This window comes from Peribacillus sp. NPDC096448, from assembly GCF_044762675.1.
Taxonomy (GTDB): Bacteria; Bacillota; Bacilli; order Bacillales; family DSM-1321; genus Peribacillus; species Peribacillus frigoritolerans_B.
In genome coordinates this window covers 148,824-169,401 of sequence record NZ_JBIWEU010000010.1, presented here as the reverse complement: position 1 = coordinate 169,401, position 20,578 = coordinate 148,824, and the positions used below count along the sequence as shown (strand labels likewise).

General features: G+C 39.6%; 18 protein-coding genes. 11 read left to right on the top strand and 7 right to left on the bottom strand.

The window, feature by feature from the left end:
* Positions 1-39 precede the first annotated feature (39 nt).
* From trmL to ACIQ0C_RS17810, 6 genes are all read left to right on the top strand, one after another.
* Positions 40-528: a tRNA (uridine(34)/cytosine(34)/5-carboxymethylaminomethyluridine(34)-2'-O)-methyltransferase TrmL gene (trmL, locus tag ACIQ0C_RS17835; protein WP_283901001.1), complete on the top strand. Its 489-nt coding sequence runs from the start codon at positions 40-42 to the stop codon at positions 526-528.
* Between the two features lie 81 nt (positions 529-609).
* Positions 610-1,359 (top strand): oxygen-insensitive NADPH nitroreductase, encoded by a 750-nt coding sequence (gene nfsA, locus ACIQ0C_RS17830; protein ID WP_403062347.1) that lies wholly within the window; start codon positions 610-612, stop codon positions 1,357-1,359.
* Positions 1,360-1,638: 279 nt separating this feature from the next.
* Complete coding sequence (locus ACIQ0C_RS17825) at positions 1,639-2,487, top strand: ABC transporter ATP-binding protein (RefSeq protein ID WP_402836980.1); 849 nt, start codon at positions 1,639-1,641, stop codon at positions 2,485-2,487.
* Positions 2,438-3,358, top strand: a complete 921-nt coding sequence (locus ACIQ0C_RS17820; protein ID WP_403062344.1) for an iron-hydroxamate ABC transporter substrate-binding protein — start codon at positions 2,438-2,440, stop codon at positions 3,356-3,358. The genes ACIQ0C_RS17825 and ACIQ0C_RS17820 overlap by 50 nt, the downstream gene beginning before the upstream one ends.
* Before the next feature lie 67 nt (positions 3,359-3,425).
* The gene (locus ACIQ0C_RS17815) at positions 3,426-4,436 is read left to right on the top strand and encodes a FecCD family ABC transporter permease (protein WP_403062341.1); all 1,011 of its coding nucleotides are present in this window, start codon (positions 3,426-3,428) and stop codon (positions 4,434-4,436) included.
* Positions 4,433-5,440 carry a FecCD family ABC transporter permease gene (locus tag ACIQ0C_RS17810; RefSeq protein ID WP_403062338.1) on the top strand — a complete coding sequence of 336 codons (1,008 nt, stop codon included), beginning with the start codon at positions 4,433-4,435 and terminating at the stop codon, positions 5,438-5,440. The genes ACIQ0C_RS17815 and ACIQ0C_RS17810 overlap by 4 nt, the downstream gene beginning before the upstream one ends.
* A gap of 81 nt (positions 5,441-5,521) precedes the next feature.
* Here the strand turns inward: ACIQ0C_RS17810 and ACIQ0C_RS17805 are convergent, their stop codons facing one another.
* Together ACIQ0C_RS17805 and ACIQ0C_RS17800 are read right to left on the bottom strand one after the other, a co-directional pair.
* Positions 5,522-6,469 carry a response regulator gene (locus tag ACIQ0C_RS17805; RefSeq protein ID WP_403062335.1) on the bottom strand — a complete coding sequence of 316 codons (948 nt, stop codon included), beginning with the start codon at positions 6,467-6,469 and terminating at the stop codon, positions 5,522-5,524.
* Positions 6,470-6,473: 4 nt separating this feature from the next.
* Positions 6,474-7,736 carry an ATP-binding protein gene (locus ACIQ0C_RS17800; protein ID WP_403062491.1) on the bottom strand — a complete coding sequence of 421 codons (1,263 nt, stop codon included), beginning with the start codon at positions 7,734-7,736 and terminating at the stop codon, positions 6,474-6,476.
* A 434-nt stretch (positions 7,737-8,170) separates the two neighbouring features.
* Between ACIQ0C_RS17800 and ACIQ0C_RS17795 the strand changes: the two genes are divergently transcribed.
* From ACIQ0C_RS17795 to ACIQ0C_RS17785, 3 genes are all read left to right on the top strand, one after another.
* Positions 8,171-9,160 (top strand): glutaminase, encoded by a 990-nt coding sequence (locus tag ACIQ0C_RS17795; RefSeq protein ID WP_402837183.1) that lies wholly within the window; start codon positions 8,171-8,173, stop codon positions 9,158-9,160.
* Between the two features lie 205 nt (positions 9,161-9,365).
* Positions 9,366-11,000 carry a glutamate/serine transporter AimA gene (locus ACIQ0C_RS17790; RefSeq protein WP_402836970.1) on the top strand — a complete coding sequence of 545 codons (1,635 nt, stop codon included), beginning with the start codon at positions 9,366-9,368 and terminating at the stop codon, positions 10,998-11,000.
* A gap of 481 nt (positions 11,001-11,481) precedes the next feature.
* Complete coding sequence (locus tag ACIQ0C_RS17785; protein ID WP_053533904.1) at positions 11,482-13,377, top strand: PrkA family serine protein kinase; 1,896 nt, start codon at positions 11,482-11,484, stop codon at positions 13,375-13,377.
* 187 nt (positions 13,378-13,564) lie between these two features.
* Here the strand turns inward: ACIQ0C_RS17785 and ACIQ0C_RS17780 are convergent, their stop codons facing one another.
* On the bottom strand, positions 13,565-13,774 hold the full coding sequence (locus ACIQ0C_RS17780; protein ID WP_034315156.1) for a metal ABC transporter ATPase: 210 nt from the start codon (positions 13,772-13,774) through the stop codon (positions 13,565-13,567).
* A gap of 117 nt (positions 13,775-13,891) precedes the next feature.
* Here ACIQ0C_RS17780 and ACIQ0C_RS17775 point away from each other — a divergent pair, with 117 nt between their 5' ends.
* Together ACIQ0C_RS17775 and yhbH are read left to right on the top strand one after the other, a co-directional pair.
* On the top strand, positions 13,892-14,071 hold the full coding sequence (locus ACIQ0C_RS17775) for a hypothetical protein (RefSeq protein ID WP_034315155.1): 180 nt from the start codon (positions 13,892-13,894) through the stop codon (positions 14,069-14,071).
* Positions 14,072-14,574: 503 nt separating this feature from the next.
* Positions 14,575-15,744, top strand: a complete 1,170-nt coding sequence (gene yhbH, locus ACIQ0C_RS17770; protein ID WP_101223356.1) for a sporulation protein YhbH — start codon at positions 14,575-14,577, stop codon at positions 15,742-15,744.
* Between the two features lie 329 nt (positions 15,745-16,073).
* Here yhbH and ACIQ0C_RS17765 read toward each other — a convergent pair whose 3' ends face one another.
* The 4 genes from ACIQ0C_RS17765 to ACIQ0C_RS17750 all read right to left on the bottom strand — a co-directional run bounded on the left by ACIQ0C_RS17765 (position 16,074) and on the right by ACIQ0C_RS17750 (position 20,536).
* A complete protein-coding gene (locus ACIQ0C_RS17765) occupies positions 16,074-17,300 on the bottom strand; it encodes a CynX/NimT family MFS transporter (RefSeq protein ID WP_403062332.1) in 1,227 nt (408 codons plus the stop codon).
* Between the two features lie 14 nt (positions 17,301-17,314).
* Positions 17,315-17,992, bottom strand: coding sequence for a FadR/GntR family transcriptional regulator (locus ACIQ0C_RS17760; protein WP_403062329.1), 678 nt, complete (start codon positions 17,990-17,992; stop codon positions 17,315-17,317).
* A gap of 419 nt (positions 17,993-18,411) precedes the next feature.
* Complete coding sequence (locus ACIQ0C_RS17755) at positions 18,412-19,743, bottom strand: amino acid permease (RefSeq protein ID WP_403062327.1); 1,332 nt, start codon at positions 19,741-19,743, stop codon at positions 18,412-18,414.
* A 619-nt stretch (positions 19,744-20,362) separates the two neighbouring features.
* Positions 20,363-20,536, bottom strand: coding sequence for a hypothetical protein (locus ACIQ0C_RS17750; protein ID WP_402836960.1), 174 nt, complete (start codon positions 20,534-20,536; stop codon positions 20,363-20,365).
* Positions 20,537-20,578 lie beyond the last annotated feature (42 nt).

Sequence of the window (20,578 nt, the reverse complement as noted above, 5' to 3'; positions counted from 1 at the left end):
TATAATTAAGGTGAAGTTCAAACTAGAGGTGAAAATGAAGTGTCAATACATGTAGTTTTATATCAACCACAGATTCCAGCAAATACAGGAAATATCGCAAGAACATGTGCAGGGACGGATACGTCTTTACATCTCATTCGTCCGCTCGGTTTCTCGACGGATGACAAACAGCTCAAACGGGCCGGGCTCGATTATTGGGAGAATGTAAAGATTCATTATTATGATTCGTTAGAAGAATTTTTTGAAAGGAATGCCGGCGGTGAATTTTATTATTTGACGAAATTCGGGGAGCAGCCGCATTCCAGCTTCGACTACAGTGACCAAGACAGTGAGATATACTTCATTTTTGGCCGTGAAACGACGGGTCTCCCGAAAGAGTTGATCCAAGAAAATATGGATCGGTGCCTGCGGATTCCAATGACGGATAAAGTACGTTCCCTTAATCTGTCGAACACGGCTGCCATCTTGGTTTATGAAGCACTGAGACAGCAAAATTACCGTGAATTGGATTTGAAAACTAAAGGTTGAGTTTCATCAATTCTATCATCGGGGGCATTTCAGCCCCGATGATGGATACTTTACTTTACATATTCTATAGGGGTGGGAGCATTGAATAGCATTATTGAGAAGATTTTAGATCACCGTTCCATTCGTTCTTTTGAGGATAAGTTATTGTCTGAGGAGCAAATCAATACGATTGTGGAATGTGCCCAAGCAGCATCGACTTCAAGTTATATTCAAGCGTATTCAATCATAGGGGTAACCGATCCGGAAAAGAAAGCCAAGCTTGCTGAAATTGCCGGACCACAGTCATATGTAGAGAAGAATGGACATCTATTCGTCTTTTGCGCCGATTTATATCGTCAGGATATGGTTTCCGAAATGGAAAACACGGACCTGTCCGAATCGATTGAAAGTACCGAGAAATTCATGGTTGCCTGTATTGATGCGGCCCTTGCGGCCCAAAATGCAGCATTGGCGGCAGAATCGATGGATCTTGGCATTTGCTATATAGGCGGGATCCGCAATAATCTCCCGGAAGTGTCAGCGATTTTGAATATACCGCATCGAGTTATACCATTATTCGCTCTAGTGGTCGGATATCCGAAAAACCGTTCGGATAAAAAGCCGCGTTTGCCGCTGTCCAATATCTATCATGAAAATGGATATCAGGAGGATAAGCAAGAGTTCATCGGACAACTTGAGGGGTATAATGAAACGATTTCCAGTTATTACAAGCTTCGGACTAAAGGTAAACGAAAAGACACCTGGACCGGGCAAATGGCTGGAATGCTTGGAAAGAAAAGCAGGCTGTACATGAAAGATTATGTTGAGAAGCAAGGATTAAAGAAACATTGATTAATGAAATGGCCTATTAGGAATATTCTTGCCAAAGTCCTGAGTATGAGCCAAACAGTAAAGATCCCGGAAGTGCCCCCGGGGTCTTTATTGTGTTCATTTGTCAGTCGGTGATACGGATTTGCCCCAAAAATCCTGTCAGGTTTTCTTCTTTTATACCCATGAAATTACCATTGACAATATATTTAGATAGAATTATAGTAATTAAGTAGCAGATAATGATAATCATTTTCATTTGAGTTTTTACTTACCTATTTTTCAGTAAATGGAGGTTAAAAAATGGTTCGCCTATATACAGAGAATTTGAATATTGGTTATGGTGAACGTTTAATTGTAAAAGATCTCAGTGTGGAAATTCCAGATAAAAAAATTACAACGATCATCGGTTCAAATGGGTGTGGGAAATCGACACTTTTGAAAGCGATCACCAGAATTATTCCTAATCAATCAGGTACGGTTGTTTTAGATGGGGTGAATATCTCAAAAGAAAGCACTAAGATCCTTGCAAGAAAAATGGCCATACTTCCGCAGACACCCGAGAGTGCAAGCGGATTGACGGTTGGGGAGCTCGTATCATATGGGCGCTTTCCCTATCAAAAAGGTTTTGGGCGCCTGACCCAAAAAGACTATGATGTGATTGATTGGGCCCTTGAAGTGACCGGCACGAAAGACTTCAAGTTCCGTCCGGTGGATGCTCTATCAGGAGGTCAGCGCCAGCGTGTTTGGATTGCGATGGCCCTTGCCCAGGAAACGGAAATCATCTTCCTTGATGAGCCGACCACCTATTTGGATATGGCGCATCAACTGGAGGTCCTGGAATTATTACAGAGGCTGAATATAGAACAGGGACGCACAATTGTCATGGTTCTTCATGATTTGAACCAAGCTGCTCGCTTTGCCGACTATATCATTGCCTTAAAGGACGGGGAAATAGTCAAAGCCGGAGATTGTGAAGAAGTCATCACTCATGAAGTGCTTAAGGAAGTATTCCATATTGATGCGGTAATCGGACGAGATCAACGAACGAACAAACCAATGTGCAGTACATACAATTTACTAAAAGGAGATTTGACAACAAATGAAAAAGATAATGATCCCGTTTATACTGCTGTTAGTGTTAATTATTAGCGCTTGTGGTAACGAGTCAGCCGAAAAAGAAAAAAGCTCCGATTCCAAAAAGGAAAAATCAGGTACCATCACATATCAATCTGAAAATGGTCCTGTTGAAGTTCCGGCAGATCCTCAGCGTGTTTTAGTACTATCATCTTTCGCAGGTAACATAATGGCTTTGGATGTTAACCTAGTAGGGGTTGATTCATGGTCTAAAATGAACCCGAATTTTAAAGAGTTAAAAGATGTTGAAGAAGTGACGGACGAAAACCTGGAAAAGATCATCGAGTTGAATCCGGATTTAATCATTGGTTTATCTACGATTAAAAATGTCGATAAATTAAAGGAAATTGCTCCAACCGTAACATATACATACGGAAAAGTGGACTATTTAACACAGCACGTAGAAATCGGTAAACTATTGAATAAAGAAAAAGAAGCTCAAGCATGGGTGGATGATTTCAAAAAACGGGCAAAAACAACTGGTGATGAAATTAAAGCTAAAATTGGAGAAGATGCTACTGTTTCCGTTTTCGAAAAGTTTGACAAACAGTTCTATGTATACGGTGATAATTGGGGCCGTGGAACGGAAATCCTTTATCAAGAAATGAAATTGGGCATGCCTGAAAAGGTAAAAGAAGTGGCGTTGAAAGATGGTTACTTTGCCTTATCATTAGAAGTCCTGAAAGACTATGCCGGTGATTATGTGATTTTGAGCAATAACAAAGATCAGGACAATTCATTCCAACAAACTGACACGTTTAAAAACATACCTGCCGTTAAAAATAATAAACTATATGAAGCTGATGCAAAAAAATTCTACTTCAATGACCCAATAACATTAGATTACCAATTAGACTTCTTTTCTAAAAGTTTTCTTGGAAAATAATACAGCGAGGGAGAGGGATTCCAATTCCTCTCCTTTTATTCTATAAAAAAAGAGATGAGAGAGACAGATGACTAATGAAAATCAACGTTTCATCCCATTTATAAGTAAACTGATCATAGCGATCTTTGCCTTTATAGGCATGTTCATTATTTCAATGGCATTTGGTGCGGCTGATGTTACCGTTAAAGATGTCTGGCAAGCACTGACATCGAACGCTACCGGTGAAAAGATTTCAATCATTCGTGAAATCCGTTTCCCTCGTGAAGTGGGGGCAATCTTTGTTGGTGCAGCGCTTGCCGTTTCTGGTGCCATCATGCAGGGGATGACCAGGAATCCACTTGCCGATCCGGGATTGCTTGGATTGACGGCGGGAGCCAATGCAGGTCTCGCCATTACTTTGGCATTTATTCCAAATGCTAATAATTTAGGGATCATGATTGCGTGTTTTATAGGTTCCGCTGTCGGGGCAACCATGGTTTTCGGAATCGGTGCGATGAAAAAGGGAGGATTTTCCCCTTTACGGATCGTATTGGCTGGTGCTGCAGTCTCTGCATTCCTATTTGCCGTTTCGCAAGGGGTCGGCATATATTTCAAGGTATCAAAAGATGTATCGATGTGGACAGCGGGCGGAAATATCGGAACTTCATGGGAGCAGCTTCGCGTAATCGCTCCGTTCATTTTAATAGGTATCCTGATCTCCCTTATCTTTTCCAGACAGCTCACCATACTTAGCTTAAGTGAAGAAGTGGCCGTAGGCTTAGGGCAAAAGACAACACAAATAAAGGCGGTTCTCTTCGTGGTCATCATTCTCCTGGCAGGGGCTGCTGTTGCACTTGTAGGAAATATGGTGTTCATCGGGTTAATGGTCCCGCATATCGTTCGGGCTATCGTGGGTACGGATTATCGATTCATCCTCCCAATGTCTGCGATTTTGGGAGCCACTTTCATGCTGCTAGCCGATACGATCGGCCGTACGATCAATTCTCCATATGAAACACCTGTGGTAGCGGTTGTTGCGATGATAGGTTTACCTTTCTTCCTCCTAATCGTGCGTAAAGGAGGTAAAGCATTTTCATGATCCAGTCAGCTTTAGTCAAAAAACAGCGTTGGATAATAGGTGCATTGACTGCACTCATCATCATTACGATCATTATTGGGACGTGTTCGGGATATTCCAATCTTTCTTTAGGGCGACTGTTTCCAACGCTCTTCGGGCATGGGACGTTTAAAGAGGAATTCATATTATTTTCCGTCCGCTTACCGCGAATCATCATCACCCTTTTAGCAGGCATGGCCCTTGCACTGTCGGGAGCCATTCTACAAGGGATCACACGTAATGATTTAGCCGATCCCGGAATCATCGGGATCAACTCAGGAGCAGGTGTTGCCATTGCCGCTTTCTTTCTGTTTTTCCCTCTTGACGCTGGTTCGTTTGTTTATATGGTTCCGCTTGTCGGTTTTATCGGAGCGTTACTGACGGCCTGTTTAATATATATCCTCTCATATAAGAGAAAGAGTGGCCTTGAACCCGTTCGGTTAGTGTTGATCGGCGTAGGTTTTTCAATGGCGCTTTCAGGCCTGATGATTGTCCTTATTTCGTCAGCGGAACGAGCGAAGGTCGATTTCATCGCAAAATGGTTGGCGGGAAATATATGGGGCACGGATTGGCCTTTCATTTGGGCAATCATTCCATGGTTAATCATCCTCATTCCATTCACTTTATATAAAGCAAATCGTTTGAATCTGCTTGGTTTAAGTGAACCGGTCGCAATTGGGGTCGGTGTATCGATTGAAAAGGAGCGGATCGTCCTGCTGATCACGGCTGTAGCACTGGCAGCCGCTGCCGTTTCTGTTACAGGCGGAATTGCCTTCGTTGGACTTATGTCCCCGCATATAGCAAAATCCTTGGTAGGACCTCGAAATCAACTATTCATTCCGGTTGCCATTTTAATCGGTGGATGGCTATTGCTGCTTGCCGATACGATCGGCCGTAATATAATTGAACCAGAGGGGATTCCTGCAGGTATCATGGTTGCATTGATCGGTGCTCCTTATTTCATGTATTTATTGTTGAAAAAATAAGAACTTACTAAAATCCCCTGAAATCTTTCAGGGGATTTTATGCTTTTGACTGCCACCGTAGTTCATTGTTTCAACCATGGATTATCTATATCTAATTATTTCATCAGGATTCAATCGTTTCGCTTCGAAATAAAATACTTGAATAAACTTTTTTGTATTTACTCGGGTAGGTGTAAGAACTATTGTTGAATCATTTTGCAGTTCTTTCATCTTTTGGCGAACGACTGTGAAATCAAAAAATTTGGAAGCGTAATTTTCAAACTTCGGATTTGAAAAATCCGTTAAACCGAGCGAAGCAAAATGATTCAGCGACTGGTTTATCGTTCTGCGTATTCGCTGTTCGGCAGCTTTTATTTCCCGATTGATATCAACCTGCACAGCTGCTGTGCCGAGCTTTTTTTTGGTGATTTCTACAAAGATATCTTTAAGGGTCGGAAAATGCTGTTTAAAAGTAAAAGTCCGTTCATACATAAATAAATATTGAAGTATTTCCATTAAATCTTTTGCACCATTTTCTCCAACGATCCCTAATTCCGATAGTAGGAATTCGCCCACTTCTCTTATACTTTTCTCATTGAAATTATTTGATTTATCAATTTTTGGCTGTTCAAAATTCAATACACTATTTAAAGAGGCTTGAATATTAGTGATCGATCTTTCTAAATGGATACGTTCCATAACTTTTCGGATAACTGTTAATATCTCAATACGATTAATTGGTTTAGTAATATAATAATCGATTCCAAGCGAGTATGCCTCACCAATCAGCTCCTTTGATTCAACCTGTGAAATCATTATTATTTTTCCGTTAAATGTACTTTTTATATGACGAAGTGTCTCGATGCCATCCCGGATGGGCATTAATAAATCAATGAATAATATATCAATTTGCTTTAAATTCAAAATATGTCCTTCTAATAGACTGCCATCTTCGGCTTCCTCCACCACTTCTCCTAAATCTTCGCTCTCTATAATTTGGCTTAAGTTTGAACGTATAGCACAATCATCATCTGTTATAAAAAAACGCATGGAATCATCCTTTCTGGATCAACTTATCAATGGGTAATTTTATTGTAAAAACGGCTCCGTTAAAACTATTTTCAAATAGGATATCGCCTCCCAGTTCTTTTACGACCTCTTTTACATATGAGAGTCCAATCCCTGTTGAAGGTGTCCCGAACTGATCATATTTTGATGTGAATCCAGGTTTGAATATGACAGTCTGATATTTTTGAGGAATTCCAGGTCCAGTATCAGCCACTTTAAATTCTACATTGTCATGGATTTCAACCAAACTTAAACTCACGATTCCCTTTTCATTAATTGCTTCCACTGCATTAGCGACTAAATTATTGAAAAGGGATAACACGGTATACACATGATAATGTGAATCGTTTTTTCCCTCTAATGAGTATTCAAATTGAATATCCTTTCCTAGTGATAAGGCATATTTTTCATTAATTCGGATAATTAAATGAAAAAGTTCAGCAGCATTCATATAATCTTTAAAACTTTCATTAGAGATCAATTTGGAGAGACCAGCAAAAATCCGTTGATTATCTTTCTTGACTTCATGCATTTCACCCGCGATGCGCAATGCTTTTTGACTATATGGCTCTGTAAGAACATGAAGCTGTTTTTCCCGTTTTTCTAGTGCTTTTAATTCGCGATACAAATCATACGATTTCTTTGTAATATTCTCTGCATTTTTTAATGTTTTTTTTAAATGAATCGTTTCCTCGTATAAATTGGAAATGAGCATCAGCATATGTTCATTTTGTTTTCTGATTTGCCTTTCCCTTGATTGTGCTTCATATAATTTCATCATATTAAAAAAGCTTAAAACGATAAAACTGTGGGCGAATGCAATCATGATCATCTCGTTTAGTGAACCTAACGTTATTGTTGTTTCTAATACAATATATTGAAAGACTAATTCTACAGAGTCGGATAATATTTCGATAATGAGACCAATAAATCCAATAATCAAAGAACGGTTTTGAAAACGGTTGATTTTCACTAAATGAAAAAGAAAGGAATAGGTGAAATAAAAGAAAAAACTAGGATAATGAATTTCAAAAGCGGATGTCAAGGAAAAACTATCGTGCATGAAAAAATCTTTTAGAATTCGAAATGCCACAACCATTGCCCCTGTCAGGGTGCCCGAAAGAATGGCAGGTGTTTTTTGTAGTAATAGTAAAAAGAAGAAAAGTACAGGCGGACCAAAACTTACCCGAAACGTTTCATTTAAAGGATAAAAACTCAATTCGCCTGCTAATGGCACTGTTAACAACATCAAAGCGAGGATATTGACCTCTTTTTTCATTAACGTACTGAGATTCAAGTCGTCACCTCCCAATCTGTTTAAAAAATCAGTATACAGTTTCATGGGCTTCAATACAACGCTTACTTTGTTCCTGAATAGAACGGCTTATAACCAATTATGGCAAAACCAATCAGTTTTTCTATCCACAAAAATTGGTAACGGAACATGTAAGATGATCATGTTTTTTTAGAGGATTTTTTTTTTAGATTTTGTAGGTTTTCGTATGATTATGTAGTTCCCAATTTAAAATTAACGGTAGATAGAAATTTTTGAAAGCGCTTAACAATTTTTAGAATATTCATTATTTTTTCATCGAATCTATTACATGTAAGCTTGATGGCATTCGGTAAAACGTTCATATAGAAAATATAATGATACAACAACTGAAGAGGTGGAAGAATGTGATTGAAGAATTATCGAAAGAGTATGACATTCACGTTAATAGTCAAAGAAAATCCGACTTAGATGAATGGGTAGCACATTACAGATCCTTTGCTAGTGAAGGACAAACCGCTAATTATATACCGGCATTGAGTAATGCACATTTATCGCAATTGGGCATTACCATACTGGAGCCGGGTGGAACAATGATCAAGTCAGGGGATTGGGAAGTTCCTTTCACGCTGCAAAGTATTTCAAAAGTGCTCAGCTTTATAGCCGCATGTTTGGGTCGCGGCATTTCTTATGTGTTAGATAGGGTCGATGTGGAACCGACTGGGGATGCTTTCAATTCAATTATTCGTTTAGAAATGCATAAGCCGGGAAAGCCGTTTAATCCCATGATAAATGCTGGGGCGATTACCGTAGCTTCGCTTCTCCCAGGGGATTCTTCACAAAGGAAATTGGAATTTCTCTATGTGCTATTTGAAAATTTGTTAGGGAAGCGCCCGACCATCAATGAGGAAGTGTATCAATCCGAGTGGCAAACCTCTCATAGAAATAGAGCTTTAGCTCACTATTTAAAAGAGACGAATTATTTGGAATCGGAAGTAGAGGAAGCTTTAGAGGTTTACCTCATGCAATGTTCCATAGAAGTGACAACAGAAGACATAGCCCTGCTTGGACTGATTCTTGCTCAAGATGGTTACCATCCCGTTCGTAAAGAACAAGTAATCCCTAAAAAAGTGGCTAAGCTGGCCAAAGCATTAATGCTTACTTGCGGTATGTACAATGCTTCGGGGAAATTTGCGGCTTTTATTGGGGTGCCGGCCAAAAGTGGAGTATCTGGCGGGATTATGGCGCTTGTTCCTCCAAGTGCCAGAAGTGGAATGCCTTTTCAAGATGGATGTGGCATTGGTATTTATGGACCAGCCATTGATGAATATGGGAATAGCGTAGCAGGTAGTTTGTTATTGAAACAAATGGCACAAGAATGGGATCTAAGCATTTTCTGAAATGCAGAAAAATTTGGTTCCGGTGTAATTAATAGAAGCAATAAGGGGACATCCTTAAGATTTCCTCATCAATTTTCAAACTTTTACAAGAGGTGATGTAAATGCAGCAATTACTTTAAGATGTAATTGGACGCACTAGCACAAATCATTAATCCAGTTACTTTTAAACGTAAAGAATAATTTTGGAAAGCATGGTGAAAAATGTATGAATAATATGCAGCGAAAGATGGGAACATTTTCGTTAATGATGGTAGGACTCGGGTCAATTATTGGCTCAGGTTGGTTATTCGGAGCTTGGAGAGCGGCACAGATTGCAGGACCCGCTGCCATTATCTCTTGGATTATCGGGATGGTTGTTATTTTATTTATCGCACTATCTTACAGTGAATTAGGGTCTATGTTTCCTGAAGCTGGGGGAATGGTAAAATACACGCAGTACTCTCATGGTTCTTTTTTAGGGTTTATTGCAGGCTGGGCAAACTGGATTGCAATCGTTTCCGTAATTCCAGTTGAAGCGATTGCTTCTGTTCAATATATGAGCTCATGGCCATGGGAATGGGCACGGTGGACACATGGTTTAGTAGAAAATGGAAGTCTTACTGGGGGAGGCTTGGCAATTGCCTCTGCATTACTGATCGTCTACTTTTTATTGAATTACTGGACAGTTAGTTTGTTTTCAAAAGCAAATTCATTTATTACAGTCTTTAAGGTTATAATACCTGGACTTACGATCGGCTCACTTTTATTTGCCGGGTTTCATGGTTCAAATTTTACCTCTGCAGGAAGTATCGCTCCTAATGGTTGGGCAAGTGTGCTTACTGCTGTAGCAACTTCTGGGATCATCTTTGCATTTAACGGTTTTCAAAGTCCGATTAACATGGCAGGCGAGGCAAAGAATCCCGGCCGTTCGATTCCATTTGCAGTAATTGGCTCCATCTTGATTGCAACGGTCATTTACGTTTTATTACAGGTTGCTTTTATTGGCGCTGTTGATCCATCCATGATTGTAAACGGATGGCAACATTTGAATTTCAATTCACCGTTTGCTGACTTAGCAATTGTTTTAGGCATAAACTGGTTGGTTATTTTACTATACGTAGATGCTTTTATTTCTCCTTCCGGGACGGGGATAACATACACGGCGACAACGTCACGAATGCTTTATGGAATGGAAAAGAATAAATATTTACCAAGCGTGTTTGGAAAACTGCATCCTCTTTATGGTATCCCGCGTCAAGCCATGTATTTTAATCTAGGCGTATCTTTCTTATTTTTATTCATGTTTAGAGGCTGGGGCGTATTGGCAGAGGTTATTTCAGTTGCGACTTTAGTCTCTTATATTACAGGTCCAGTTACTGTTATGACATTAAGACGCACAGGTCAGAACTTGTACAGACCATTACGTTTAAAAGGATTAAGCATCATTGCACCACTGGGCTTTGTTTTTGCTTCTTTGGTTCTATATTGGGCAAGATGGCCGCTGACAGGTCAAGTATTATTTATCATTATGGCTGGTCTTCCCGTTTATTTCTATTATCAATCAAAAATAAAATGGAAGGGATTCCGCCAAAACTTTTCAGCAGGGCTTTGGATGGTTGTTTACTTACTCTGTATGATGACCATTTCATACTTAGGCAGTGAAAAGTTTGGTGGACTAAACATAATTCCATTTGGTTTGGATATGGTCATCATTACATGTTTATCACTAATGTTTTATAGTTGGGCAATAAAGAGTGGGTTCCAAACGGAATATTTGGAACAAGGACAAAAAGTAAATGAAGACTTGAAGTCAATGGTGAACAACAATGCAGCTCAAACTGATAAAAAGAACGCTGTATAAATGATGAAGCCACTTCATTGAATGGCATGCTCGAAAGCGCTTCTTTATATTTATATTGATGAGGATACAAAAAAAGGGACGGCAAATTTGATTTGCTGTCCCTTTTTTTGGAGTTTTAGAAATGGCTGTTATTTTTTTATTTCACACCTGGTTTATCTTCATATCCAGCAGTGAAGATAGCGGCTAAAAATGTAACAGCAACTCCAATGATAATAACTGTGCCCATGTTGTGACCTCCCTTTACCCATATTGTCCCACTTAAGTATAGGCTTAGTATACCCTAATTTTTAGCAGGAGTGCACACAAATTTTCTTGTCGGCATATTTGTCATCTATTCTTCAATGATGAAGCCTTTTTCGATACATGGAGAGTCAAGGGGGATTCGAAACAATGCCCGTCCACTTTTTAAAGTCTGACATGTTTGTCAGACTTGGAGCATAGATTTAAGTATTCTCTGAAAGTGACAGGGGGAGGTTCCTTAATGGATATTTTAAAGAAAATCGAAAAATTTAGAGAAGATGAACAGAAGCTGAAGTGGGAAGGCACCTTCGCAGAGTACTTAGAAATATTGAAAGAAACGCCTTTAGTTGCTCAATCTGCTCATTCACGTGTATACAACATGATCAGAGATGCAGGGATAGAGGAAGTAAATGGGACAAAGAAATACAATTTTTTCAGCGGTCAGTTATTTGGCCTTGAAGATTCACTGGAAAGGCTCATCGAGGAATATTTTCATCCGGCGGCAAAGCGGCTGGATGTCCGTAAGCGGATATTGCTTCTCATGGGTCCGGTGTCAGGCGGGAAGTCTACACTCGTTTCTTTACTGAAGCGTGGACTTGAAAATTATTCGTTAAAAGACTCTGGTGCGATTTATGCAATAAAAGGATGCCCGATGCATGAAGATCCACTGCATCTCATTCCGCAGTATTTACGGGATGATTTTTTTGAAGAATATGGCATCCGGATTGAAGGAAACCTATCGCCGCTTAATGTAATGAGGTTAGAACAGGAGTATGGAAACAGGATTGAAGATGTAATGGTCGAACGTATTTTCCTTTCTGAGGATAAGCGTGTTGGAATTGGAACATTCAGTCCTTCTGACCCTAAGTCACAGGATATTGCTGATTTGACGGGCAGCATCGATTTTTCGACCATTGCCGAATATGGATCTGAATCAGATCCGCGTGCCTATCGCTTTGATGGCGAGCTGAACAAGGCGAACCGCGGGATGATGGAGTTCCAGGAGATGCTGAAATGTGATGAGAAATTCTTATGGCATTTGCTATCATTGACACAAGAGGGGAATTTTAAAGCAGGCCGTTTTGCATTGATCAGTGCAGATGAACTCATTGTGGCTCATACGAATGAAACGGAGTATAAAGCATTCATTTCCAACAAGAAAAATGAAGCATTGCATTCCCGGATCATTGTCATGCCTATTCCATATAATCTGAAGGTTACCGAGGAAGAGAAGATTTATGAGAAAATGATCCGTGAAAGTGATGTCTCGGATGTTCATATAGCTCCGCATACATTAAGGGTGGCCGCAATCTTCAGCATCATGACCCGCCTGAAAGATCCCAAAAAGGGCGATATCGATTTAGTGAAAAAGATGAGGCTTTATGATGGGGAAAATGTCGAAGGGTTTAACTCCGCAGACATCAATGAATTGAAAAAAGAATATCAGGACGAAGGCATGAGCGGAATCGACCCGCGTTACGTGATAAACCGGATTTCCTCTACGATCATTCGTAAGGAAAATCCGTCCATTAATGCATTGGATGTACTTATGTCATTAAAAGCAGGTCTTGACCAGCATCCGTCCATTACAAACGAACTTCGGGAGCGGTATTTGAATTTCATTTCACTGGCACGTAAAGAATACGATGCCATTGCAAAAAATGAAGTACAAAAGGCTTTTGTTTATTCATATGAAGAGTCGGCGAAGATCCTCATGGATAATTATCTGGATAATGTCGAAGCATACTGCAATAAATCAAGGCTGCGCGATCCATTGACTGGGGAAGAAATCAACCCAGATGAAAAATTGATGCGCTCGATAGAAGAGCAAATTGGAATTTCCGAGAATGCAAAAAAAGCATTCCGCGAAGAAATATTGATTCGCATTTCAGCATATGCTCGTAAAGGGAAGCGATTTGATTATAATTCCCATGATCGTTTACGGGAAGCAATCCAGAAAAAACTATTCGCTGATTTGAAGGATGTCGTTAAGATCACTACTTCAACGAAGACACCAGACGAAAGGCAACTGAAGAAAGTGAACGAGGTCATCACGAGACTTATCGACGAGCACGGATATAATTCGACTTCAGCCAATGATTTGCTGCGCTATGTGGGCAGCTTGTTAAATCGGTAATCCATACTTTTTTGCCCCTGCCCCCGATCGGGCAGGGGTTTATAACTTTTTGCGGAAGGTTGAATGAAAAGTGGCGTTCCCATTGAAATCATGCATCTTTTGTAGGTGTTAAACATGATCATCATGGGATATGAATCAACAAAGCACCGGGCACTTCTGAATGGAGGGAGCCCGGTGCCTTTGATTTCTATTTAGTTACATTCAAGCCATACTGTTCAATAAGTGTAATAAGTTGATTCGGTGATAGTTTTTCTTCACTATGATCAATTTTAATTTCCCCATCATCGACGTCGATGATTGCACGTTCCACACCTTCCGTTTTCAAAAGTATGGACTCCAAATTTAAAATAGGGCCTTCTGACGTTGCTTCCTTTACATAAAGGGTAGTTGTTTGCATAAATCTTGCACCTCCTTACATTTGCTTATAATGTTTTATCTATACCCCATATTTCCATTAGATATGTTACGTTTCGGATTTGGAAATATTGGGTATCAATAAGTAGAGGTGATGGCAATGAGCAAAGAGGAATTGAAAAAAGAACATGTACCGGAAAATAGCTCCATGGCTAAGGATTATGAAGAGATGAAAGAACTTGGAAAGCAGATGGAAAATCAAAGGACGAATGAAGAATTGAAAGAGTGGGATAAACGCCCAGGTACAGTTCAACATGAAATAGAGGAAGAGAAAGATTGACGAATATCACAACCAGAATCATTCTATCTGTGTAAAAAGGGTGTCCAGAAAAACTGCTGGGGCACCTTTTTTGTTGTGTTTCATTGCTTCTTTTATATGTCTGGAAGTCTTTTGCAGCTCAATTACTACTGGCTAAGTTCAGAAAGATAGTTATATTGATCCTATAATCGAATGAATGATGAAACCTGCTAAAAAAAAAACGAACAGACCTGAAAATCATCAGGTCTGTTCGTATCTTGAAATGCTTATTTAGAAAATAACCTTAAAGGGCCTTTAACGCCCATGTCAGGACTTGTCTAGTTCATAGGCAAACATCCATTATTGAATTTTGTTGTAAATTATCCTGCATCGCTGCATAAGATAGAGTAATACTTTTCTTTTAATCCGTTTTTTCGCACTGTATTTTTCATTGGAAAACCGGAATGATGTGGGCATTCCCACACTAACTTATTATATGAAGGAATGATGAAAAGCGTGCAAACATTTTTTAAGGGGGGAAGAGAATGTCGGAAGAGAGTAATCAACAGTATGTAATCTCACAGGAAAATTGGTCCCTCCATCGGAAAGGCTATGATGATCAACAACGTCATCAGGAAAAGGTGCAGGAAGCGATCAAGAATAATTTGCCTGATCTAATTTCAGAAGAAAGCATTGTAATGTCCAATGGCCGGGATGTCATCAAGATCCCCATTCGCTCCTTGGATGAATACAAAATTCGTTATAACTATGATAAAAACAAACATGTAGGGCAAGGCGATGGAGACAGTAAAGTGGGGGATGTAGTCGCAAGGGATGGCTCACCGTCCGATGCCGGAGCCGGTAAGGGCCAAGGTGCAGGTGACAAGGCCGGCGAGGATTATTATGAAGCCGAAGTGTCGATGATGGAATTGGAGGAAGCCCTGTTCAGTCAATTGGAACTCCCTAATCTTCAGAAGAAAGAACACGCGGAGCACACTCTTGAACATATTGAATTCAACGACATCCGCAAGACAGGCCTAATGGGAAATATCGATAAAAAGAAAACGATGATATCCGCTTTCAAACGGAACGCCTTAAGGGGGGACCCAGGCTTTCATCCTATCTATAAGGAAGACTTTAAATTCAAAACCTGGAATGAGATCCAGAAACCTGATTCCAAAGCAGTTGTACTGGCAATGATGGATACTTCCGGAAGTATGGGGTTATGGGAAAAATATATGGCTCGAAGCTTTTTCTTTTGGATGAACCGTTTCTTGCGGACAAAATATGAAACGGTGGAAATCGAGTTCATTGCCCATCATACAGAAGCGAAAGTTGTTCCGGAAGAGGACTTCTTTTCAAAAGGGGAAAGCGGCGGTACGATTTGTTCGTCCGTATACCGAAAAGCATTAGAACTTATTGATCATAAATATGACCCCGCGAAGTTTAATATCTATCCGTTTCACTTTTCCGATGGTGATAACCTAACATCCGATAACGTCCGATGCGTTAAGCTTGTTGAAGAACTCATGAAGGTTTCCAATATGTTCGGATACGGGGAAGTCAATCAATACAATCGTCATTCGACATTGATGACAGCATATAAGAACATTGATAATGAAAAATTCAGGTACTATATCCTTAAGCAAAAGGCTGACGTTTTCCATGCAATGAAGAGCTTTTTTAAAGACGAGGAAAGTAAGAAGTATGCATGAAGAAGGAAACGTGGAAAGTGGAATTTTAAAATCAAAATAATTGTAGGTAAAAAAAGGCGTTCAATTCACATTGTACGTCTTTTTTCAAGTCTTCTTTCTTTGCAGTGTCAGGGTAACTGAAAGATACATAAAGTCAATTCCATATGAAAAGGCCGTTGCTCAAAAGAAGCAGCGGCCTTTTCATATCCACTATATTTATATCATTCGTTTGAAGTTTATAATGTACAAGTTCACAATATTTATAAGCAGAACAGAATCAAAAGAAAGAAAAAAGAACAACCATCCCCTTATATGGAAGTATGGTTGTTTTACAAAATTTCATGACTGGCTTATTGAGTAGGTACATATTCATTATTTCCTGCACGCATTCCAACAAGGAAAATAAGTGCCGATATTGCGGCCAACATCAATAAGGGAACAGTCCAGCTGTGTGTAATGTCATGAAGCAATCCGAATAATACCGGTCCAATGGCAGCTAAGAGGTACCCGAATGATTGTGCCATTCCTGATAATTCCGTCGCCTCATGGGTGCTTTGTGTTCGCAGACTAAAGAACATCATGGATAAACTGAATATGGTTCCGACTCCAATCCCGATCAATATCATGCATATTGGGATGAAGAGAGTGCTTCCGTATAATATGCCGAATATCCCTGCTATAAGGAAGATGACAGGCGGGACCACTAACAGACGCTGACTTTGTAAGCGTCCAGCTAAAATTGGCACAAGGAATGTTATGGGAATGACTGCAAGCTGCATGATGGATAGCATCCAGCCAGCTTCATCAGCATTCAGGCCCTTTTGCTCCAGGATTTCCGGCATCCAGGTAATTACTGTATAGAAAATAAACGATTGCAAACCCATGAAGAATGTTATCTGCCAGGCTAAACCAGAACGCCATAAGTTAATCTTTTTATCCTTTTGTGCCGTTTGTCCATCCTTACCTGACTTGAATGGCCGTCTTAATTGCGGCATCCATAAGAAAACTGTAATAAGTGATAAAATTCCCCAAAATCCAAGGGCACCAGCCCATCCCAATCCCGATGAAGAAGCTAGGGGAATGCTGATTCCGGAACCTATTGCGCCGCATAAATTCATGGAAACAGCATAGGTTCCTGTCATCAAACCGATGTTCCTGGCAAAGTTATGTTTAATCAGACTGGGTAGCAATACATTGCCTATTGCAATGGCTAACCCGATTAAAATGGTCCCTATGAACAATGTCGGCACTCCGCCAACTGAGCGTAACCCAATCCCGATCGTTAATAATACCAAGGAAAGGAAAAGTGTAAGCTCCATTCCAAAACGCCGTGCTATCCTAGGTGCAAACGGTGATAATAAAGCGAAGGAAAGCAAAGGCAATGTCGTTAATGAACCTGATAATGTATTGGAAATCCCCAAGCTATCACGGATCGAAGTGACAAGGGGTCCAACCGATGTTAAGGGAGCCCTCAGATTTGCCCCAAGAAGAATGATTCCGATGATAAGCAGTCCTACTCTGGGTTTAATATCCGCTTTTCTTTGTTCTAGTTGATTTACCGCTTGATGAATGCCCATAATCTCCTCCTTACTTACTCTAAAGATTTTTTGAATTGTGCAATGTATTCATTCACTGTTTCGATTGCCCGGTTCACATCTTGTTCGATGATGGCATCTACAAGTTTGCAATGAATGTTCAAATGAAAGTTCACATCGGAACTCATCTCCACTATCTGATGGATGGATTCATGCAGGGATTGTTCCATATGTTCGTACAAATCAATCAATAAATCATTATGTGATGAAACCATAATCGATTTATGTAATTGTATATCCGCTTCTTCGTAAGCCTTGATATCCTTAGCTTCGGCAGCTTTACTGCATGCAGATATATGAAACCGCAATCGTTCTATATCTTCTTGATTACGTCTTAATGCCGCTAACTGAGCTCCCTCTCTTTCAAGGGCATGACGAACCTCTAACGTTTCTAATAAACTCGACTGCTGGATCCTTCTTTCAAAAGCAGCCCCCAAGGCACTTGATGACCTTACGAATGTCCCCTTTCCTTGTTTCGTTACTAAAAGGCCTGCATAAACAAGTGATCGTACAGCTTCTCTTAATGTATTTCTGCTTACATCGAACTGTTGGATCAAATCCATTTCAGGGGGAATTTGATTTCCAACTTTCCATTCACCTGATTCGATTAACGATTCGATTTGGGAAACCACTTGCTCTACAAGTGATAAGCGATTTGTTTTAGATATGGTCAAGATATACACCTCGAATTTGTAGGATGATTGGTTCATTGGTTATTTTAACATATGTAAGTTGAAAATGGGGCATACGGAGAATTTGAAATCCAAATTTATTTCCCCAGGCACTCGCTTTCATCATTTCTTGAGGGAATCACCTAGTATTTTATATAGAATAAACCCTCTCTTGATTGAAGAAATTTGCGGCACTCCTGCCGAATAACTGGCTAGTCGAGACCCTACAGCCGCTTGCTTTGATGAGGTTTGGCAGGCAGTCGGCGGAAAGGGAGCGGATTTCTGAAATCAATTGAAATTTTTTTCTGAAGAAATAGTTCAAACTGTACTAGCACTAAAAAGACTGTAGGCAAACTCTGCTTTCATGGAGAGTTTGTCTACAGTCTGAAATCCCTATTAAAATTCAGGGGGGTATAATATTTCTATTTTTTTTGTTTGACAATAAAAGAGAGAAGGATGAATATCACTAACGTGACAAGACATACTGTGGTCCCGATGATGTTTTGCTTATTAAATATAAATGCCAAAAAGATAATGCTTAATGCCATGATCGCCAATATAGTTGTATATGGGAACCATTTTACCCGGAAACCTGTTTTGCCAGTGTATTGGTTATGCAGCTTCAATTGCGCGGAACAAATACTGATCCATAATAATAAAACCGTGAATCCAGGGATGGCCATAAGGTAGCTTAAAATCAGGTCGGGATACAAATAGGATAAAAACACACCTGCCAATATACATAATGTAGTTAAAAATATACCATTAAGCGGGATACCCTTTTTCGTTGTTTTTAAAAATGCCTTAGGCGCTTCTCCGTTCTGGGAAAGAGTGAACAGTGTCCTTGAGGTAGCGTATATGCCTGAATTTGCAGCTGATAAGACAGCGGTTAAAAGAACGAAATTCATGATATCGGCGGCTCTGGGAAGGCCCGATAAGCTGAAAACCTGAACGAAAGGACTTACTTCAGTGCTTACTTGGTTCCAAGGTATTACCCCGCAAATAATAAGTATCGGAAAGACATAGAAAAGAATCACCCGCCATACTGTTCCTTTAATGATTTTTGGTATGACTCGCTGACTATCTTTTGTTTCCGTGACGGCTACACCAATTAATTCCGCACCACCATATGAAAACATTACCACTAAAAGTGCACTTAACATTCCGTCAATTCCTTGGGGGAAAAAACCACCATGTTCCGTGTAATTAGAAAATGAAGCCGAACTAGGAAAAAGTCCTAGCATGATCAAAGCTCCTAAAATAATAAAGGCAATTAAGGTTATTATTTTAATTCCTGCGAACCAAAATTCGAGTTCTCCATAGTATTTTACTTGAAACAAATTAATTCCTATTATTACTGAAGCGCAAAGTATACTTAACAGCCATAATGGTACTGTAGGAAACCAATATTGTAGAAAACTGCCGGCTGCGACTATTTCTACAATGATTACGATAATCCAATTGAACCAATAAAGCCATCCGACAATGAAGGAGAGTTGAAACCCAAAAGCTTTATTAATGAGATGTTGTACGTTCATATTAGGAAAAGCGGTTGCCATCTCCCCTAATGCGGCCATTACAATAAATAACAATAGCCCCCCTATTAAATAGGCTATTACAACACTTGGACCTGCCATATTTAATGTATCGGAACTCCCCTTAAAAATCCCGGTTCCTATCATTCCGGCTAAAGCAATGAACTGGACATGCCTCGGCAATAGGCCCTTTTTCAGATCTTGATGAGTCTTCTCCATTGTATTCATGCCTTTCATTCATTATTTTAATAAAATAGTCTATCAATAAAACTAAAAAGTTCTTCTGTTATTGAACGCTTTCGTGCACTAAAGTACTATATTAATATATCATGAATCGGAAAAATGTCAATTTAGGCCGATGAACTGAAATAAATTTCTAATAAGCGAAGATGGTTATCTAAAAATATTGGATTTTATGAAATGAATCAAAGAAAAAAACTGCTAGATGATTTTTTATGGATGGTATCGATTTAATTTAACCAATCGCACTAGGCAATTCTTCATTCTTTAAAATACATATTGAAAAGAGAGAAATATAATTCTGTTTAATTGCATTATTACTGGCATTTGTTTGGTAGTGAATAAGATGATGTAATCAGTTCAAGTCCTTCGATAAAAATGAAAAAGGAAATGTTTCATATATGCCGGGTTGTGATGGCGGTTTTTGAATTGGCGGACGTTTCGTCTTCATAGCAATTTGTTTATCTATTAGTGAACTTGGAGCAGCATTTGCGGCAGCGCGGGCCAGGGCTATGGAACATACTGCAGAATAACAAAAAACCGACCTTTCAAGGTCGGTTTTTCTTTAATATTTTAATATAAGGTACGAAGCGGGAAACTATCCGTTCTCATATGAAAAGGGGAGCGGCGGCGACTGCAGGCATTCGGTTTCTTGTTTTGGTTCAATTTCGCTTAGGAATTGTAAATAACCGGTATATACCTGCGAGGCCATTCCTAAATAGTGCAATTCAGTGTGAATGATTCCCTTCCGTGGTGAATGGAGCAAATACATTTTTTCATCCCTCCTTTCTAAAAGGATAGGCCAGTTTGTTAA